Here is a 5,090-nt window from a genome sequence, read left to right as displayed (position 1 = left end):
GGCAGCGGCTGCGCCACGTCGTGCTGCCGCAGGCGCTGCGCGTGACGATCGCGCCGACCGCGAGCCATTTCATCGGCGCGGTGAAGGACACCTCGCTGGTCGCGATCGTCAACGTGTACGACCTCACCGGCACGCTGCGGCTGGCGATGGGCGATCCGCAGTGGCAACCCTTCTTCGTCGAGATGTACGTGATGGTCGGCGCGGTCTACCTGCTGATCGGCATCTCGATCGCGCAGTACGGCCGCTGGCTCGGCCGTCGCCATGCCGTGAGGTGAATCTGATGACTGCAACGAATCCGCTGCTCGAGATCTCGGGCCTCCACAAATGGTTCGGCGATTTCCATGCGCTGGCCGGTTGCGACCTGCAGATGGCCGAGGGCGAGAAGCTCGTGGTCTGCGGGCCGTCCGGCTCGGGCAAGTCGACGCTGATCCGCTGCATCAACGCGATCGAGCGCCCCGAGCGCGGCCGCATCGTGTTCGGCGGCACGCTGCTCGACGATTCGCGCGAGGCGGCGCTGGCGCGGCGGGGCATCGGCATGGTGTTCCAGCAGTTCAACCTGKTCCCGCACCTGAGCGTGCTCGAGAACGTGATGCTGGCGCCGCAGCTGGTGCAGCGCGAGGCGGCTGCCACCTCGCGCGCGCAGGCGCAGGCGCTGCTCGCGCGGGTGCGCATCGCCGAGCAGGCCGCCAAGTTCCCCGGCCAGCTGTCGGGCGGGCAGCAGCAGCGCGTCGCGATCGCGCGGGCGCTGGCGATGAAGCCGCGGCTGATGCTGTTCGACGAGCCGACCTCGGCGCTCGACCCGGAGATGGTCGGCGAGGTGCTCGAGACGATGCAGGCGCTGGCGCGCGACGGCATGACGATGATCGTCGTCACGCACGAGATGGGTTTTGCGCGGCGCGTGGCCGACCGGGTGGCCTTCATGGAGGCGGGGCGCATCGTCGAGCTGCAGCCGCCGGCCCGCTTCTTCGACCAGCCGCAGAACGAGCGCACGCGCGCCTTCCTCGGCCAGCTGATGGCGCACTGAGCATCATGGAACGACCCTACGTCCTTGCGCTGCACGGCGGCGCCGGCACCATCGCGCGCGCCCTCGGGCCCGAGGCGCGGCAGGCCGAGTTGCCGTATCACGCCGGGCTGCGCGCCGCGTTGTCGTCCGGCCAGGCGGTGCTGGCGCGCGGCGGCAGCGCGCTCGATGCGGTGGTGGCCGCGGTCTGCGCGCTCGAAGACAACCCGCTGTTCAATGCCGGCCATGGCGCGGTGTTCGATGCCGATGCCCGCCACACGCTCGATGCCGGCGTGATGGACGGCAGCACGCTGGCGGCCGGCGCGGTGGCCGGCGTGCGGCGCGTGCGCAACCCGGTGCTGGCGGCGCGCGAGCTGCTGCGCGATGGCGGCAGTGTGCTGCTGGGGGCCGAGGGGGCCGACCGTTTCGCCGAAGCGCGCGGGCTGGCGGTGGTGGATCCGGCGTACTTCTCGACGCCGCAGCGGCTGGCGCAGTGGCGGCGCATCCGCGCGCAGTCGCCCGGTGCGACGGCGCTCGATCATGATGCCGCGGCGCAGGCCGACGACCCGTTGCCGCTGGCGCCGGAAGCGCGGCGGATGGGCACGGTGGGCGCGGTCGCACTGGACCGGCACGGCCACCTCGCGGCGGCCACGTCGACCGGCGGCATGACGAACAAGGCGCCCGGCCGCATCGGCGACACGCCGATCGTCGGTGCCGGCGTCTATGCCAACGATGCGAGCTGTGCGGTGTCGTGCACCGGCAGTGGCGAGCACTTCATCCGCGCGTGCCTGGCGCACGACATCCATGCCCGCATGCGCTACCTCGGCCAGGCCGTGGGTGCAGCGGCGCAGGGCGCGATGTTGCAGTCACTGGAGCCGCTCGGCGGGCGCGGGGGCCTCGTCGCACTCGGCGCCGACGGAAGCCTCGCGATGCCGTTCAACTCGCAGGGCATGTACCGCGCCTGGGTTCGAGAGGGCGTGCCGCAGGCGACGGCAGTGTTCGAGTGATGCTGCCTGACCCGTTCGGGCTGAGCTTGTCGAAGCCTTGGCGGCATGCGAGCAGACCCTTCGACAGGCTCAGGTCCTTCGACAGGCTCAGGGCGAACGGGGGAAGGTCATTTTTCCTTCGGAAACTTGCAGCACAGCGGCCAGATCTGCGTCGGGTCGTCCGACCGGCAGGTGCACATGTCCGCCGGGTCGCCGATCAGGCTGCCGCCGTTGGTGTCCATCGGCCGGTCGTCCCACGGGAAGTTGTCGGGATCCCATGCGTCGCTCGGCGTGTCGGTCCAGGGCATGTTGGCGGCCAGGTTGTCCTCGGCATGCAGGAAGCCGCAGCCGCAGCTCGTCTTCACGTTGGCGATCGTCGAGCGCTCGCTGCGCATGTTCTGCTGCGCGATCTGGATCGACGACGGGTTGTAGACCTTCGTGACGATCGACACGTGCCCGTGCTCCCCGCTCGCGCCGCACATGCCGCGGCCGAACACGAAGATGTCGCCCGGCACCGGCGTGCCTTGCCCGGGCTTGAAGCGCGACACGCCCTGCGGCAGGTTGAAGGTGCAAAGGTCGGCCGCCGACGGCACCACCAGCCGCTTGTGGAAGCGGAAGATGTAGTAGCGCTGCGGGAACTCGGTGCACTGGTAGCCGAAGCCGCTGTTCGTCATCGTGCGGTTGTTGAACGGGTTGCTGGTGTAGGTGTCGTGCCCGTTGGTGCTGAAGATCGGGTTGCCGTAGCAGTGCTCCTTGTTGAAGATCGGGAAGCCGGTCGAATCGGTGAAGTCGGTGAAGCCGCCGCGCTGGCCGTCGATGTAGGCCGAGGGCGGGGCGCCGCATGCGAAGGCGGACGCGAACTGCGGCAGCGCGGCCAGCGAGAGCAGCGCCAGGACGCGGACGAACGGGCGAACGAAGGGAAGCGCCATGGGATCTCCTGTGAGCGGTCGTCGATGCCGGAAGCATTCGCCAGCTGCGTGCCAGGACGGGCTGTCTCCAAGTGCTTGATTTGCCATGGGCGCGAGCGGGCCGGGCGTGCGGCTTGGCGCACTCGCCCGGCCGGCCTGGGCGGCCGGCCGCACGGCCCTGTCAGCGCCCGCCGGCCGAGCGCGCCGCGCTGCGCGCCACGTCCTGCAACAACCCGCCCGTGCCCGACATCCCCGCCACCACCGAGGTCGCGAAGCGCCCGGTACAGGCCATCGCCAGCATCCCGAGCACCAGGAACAGGAACAGCGCGATCAGGTCGTACGGGCCGTGCACGTCGATCGTCGCGCCCATCGAGCCGGTCGCGGCGGCGCTCATCGAGCGGAAGCCGAGCAGCACCATCGACAGCGTCACCTTCGYGATCAGGTCGTACATCATCACGTTGAAGAACAGCTTCAGCCAGCCGTCGAACAGGAACGACAGCCGGCGGAACAGCAGGAACGGGATCGTGAACCAGCCGACGCCGAACGCGATCTCGAAGCACCACTGCATCCACAGCTCGACCACCGTCGCGATCGCACCGAGGAACAGGATCGCCAGGCTCGCGACCATGGTCGTGAAGATGGCGTAGGCGCGGTTCGTGATGCAGTCCATCAGCCCGTCGCACACCGGGTGCAGGCTCAGCTGCAGCACCGTCGTGAAGATCTCCTCGGCGAGCGTGCGGTCGGTGCCGATGCCGGCGATGCTGCCGCCCAGGTGGTCGCCGACGAAGCGCGTCGCCGCCGCGATCGCCGGCATCAGGCCGCGGTAGCCGGTCAGCAGCAGGTAGACGAAACCCATCGTGAACATCAGCTCCAGCAGGTCGACGAGGTCGAAGCCGCGCAGCGCGAAGCCGATGAATTTCCAGACGAACAGGAACAGCGACAGTGACGCGAACAGCACGTGCACCACCATGCCGATGCCGGCCGAGGTGAGGGCGGTCGACACGTGCGCCGTCATCGCGTCGTTGGCCTCGCGCAGCGTGACGAAGATGTCGTGCAGCCACGGCATGTCGGCCGGCGGCGCGGCCTGGGCCGGCAGCGCGGCGCACAGCAGCACCGGCACCAGCAGCCGGGCCGTCGCGCGCGCCAGCGGCCTCACTTCGTCACCCAGCGCGTCACGGTGCGCGCCATCTGCCCGAAGTTGATGCCGCCCGCCGCGGCGCCGGCGACGATCGCGCTCGCGAAGCGGCCGGTGGCCAGCAGCGTGAAGATGCCGACGCCGGCGAACAGCATCAGCCCGAGCACCTGCGTCACGTCGTCGATCGGCGCCAGCGTCGGCGGCGTGAAACCGCCGCCGCTGAGCGCCGCGGCGCTCGAGCCCCAGTAGGTCATCAGCGCCACCACCACCAGCGCGAGGTTGACGCGCGCGAGGATCAGGTAGATGACCGCGCCGAAGAAGAAGCGCAGCCAGCCCTCGAACAGGAACGACAGCCGCCGGTACAGCGTGAACGGCAGCAGCACCGGCCCGGTCGCGAGCGCGATGCCGTACAGCCAGAAGCCCCAGATGTCGACCAGCAGCACCGCCACGCACAACCCGGCCAGCAGCAGCGAGATCGCGAGCGCCGCAACGATCTGCACCGCGCCGCCGCGCACGCAGTCGAGGATGTTCAGCGGGTTCCACCCGAGGTGGCAGTTCGGCGAGATCTGCATGCCGTAGGTGACCAGCATGTCGACCAGCGAGGTCGGCGTCGCGACGGCCGCCGCGGTGCCGCCGCCCAGCCCCATGATGCCGGCCAGCAGCGCCGCGCCGACATACAGCGCCGCGTTGAAGATGGCGGGCACCACGGTCGTGAACATGCTCAGCATCAGGCCGGTGAACATGATCTGCACCGCCGTCTCGACCATCTCGCCGAGCTTGAAGCCGCGCAGCGCCCACGAGGTGCACTTCAGCACGAACAGCGCCAGCGCCAGCACGAAGAACAGCCGCGTGGCGACATAGTGCATCGCGCCGCCCGAGACGACGGCGCTGACGCGGTCGACGATCGCGTCCTCGAACTGGCCGATGCGCTTGAAGGCATCGTTCAGCGCCGCATGCGCGAGCGGCGTCGCCACCAGCAGCGCGAACGCGGCCAGGCGCCGGCCGGCGGCTGCCAGCGTCGCGCCGGCCGTCACAGCGCCACCGCCAGCGCAGTCCCGGCC

At 70.1% G+C, this 5,090-nt stretch carries 6 protein-coding genes; 3 read left to right on the top strand and 3 right to left on the bottom strand.

The genetic code is table 11. The features are described from left to right. From AC1D01_RS20260 to AC1D01_RS20250, 3 genes are all read left to right on the top strand, one after another. Nucleotides 1-275: ABC transporter permease subunit (locus AC1D01_RS20260; RefSeq protein ID WP_477869428.1), on the top strand; the 275-nt coding region annotated here is incomplete at its 5' end. A gap of 5 nt (nucleotides 276-280) precedes the next feature. Continuing rightward, nucleotides 281-1,024, top strand: a complete 744-nt coding sequence (locus AC1D01_RS20255; RefSeq protein ID WP_477869426.1) for an amino acid ABC transporter ATP-binding protein — start codon at nucleotides 281-283, stop codon at nucleotides 1,022-1,024. Nucleotides 1,025-1,029: 5 nt separating this feature from the next. Beyond that, nucleotides 1,030-2,007 carry an isoaspartyl peptidase/L-asparaginase family protein gene (locus AC1D01_RS20250; protein ID WP_477869424.1) on the top strand — a complete coding sequence of 326 codons (978 nt, stop codon included), beginning with the start codon at nucleotides 1,030-1,032 and terminating at the stop codon, nucleotides 2,005-2,007. 107 nt (nucleotides 2,008-2,114) lie between these two features. On the opposite strand, the gene AC1D01_RS20245 is transcribed toward AC1D01_RS20250, so the two are convergent. The 3 genes from AC1D01_RS20245 to AC1D01_RS20235 all read right to left on the bottom strand — a co-directional run. After that, the gene (locus AC1D01_RS20245) at nucleotides 2,115-2,915 is read right to left on the bottom strand and encodes a CHAP domain-containing protein (protein ID WP_477869422.1); all 801 of its coding nucleotides are present in this window, start codon (nucleotides 2,913-2,915) and stop codon (nucleotides 2,115-2,117) included. A gap of 160 nt (nucleotides 2,916-3,075) precedes the next feature. Beyond that, nucleotides 3,076-4,050 carry a type IV secretion system protein gene (locus AC1D01_RS20240; protein WP_477869420.1) on the bottom strand — a complete coding sequence of 325 codons (975 nt, stop codon included), beginning with the start codon at nucleotides 4,048-4,050 and terminating at the stop codon, nucleotides 3,076-3,078. Then, nucleotides 4,047-5,090: type IV secretion system protein (locus AC1D01_RS20235; RefSeq protein ID WP_477869418.1), on the bottom strand; the 1,044-nt coding region annotated here is incomplete at its 5' end. The genes AC1D01_RS20235 and AC1D01_RS20240, both read right to left, overlap by 4 nt.

Source organism: Rhizobacter sp. P3_B12 (assembly GCF_056402895.1).
This window is presented reverse-complemented; position numbering and strand designations above follow the sequence as displayed.

What these genes read in the sequence shown, in the direction of transcription:
- AC1D01_RS20250 (WP_477869424.1), top strand. Translation starts at nt 1,030, where the DNA reads ATGGAACGACCCTACGTCCTTGCGCTGCACGGCGGCGCCGGCACCATC.
- AC1D01_RS20245 (WP_477869422.1), bottom strand. Translation starts at nt 2,915, where the DNA reads ATGGCGCTTCCCTTCGTTCGCCCGTTCGTCCGCGTCCTGGCGCTGCTC.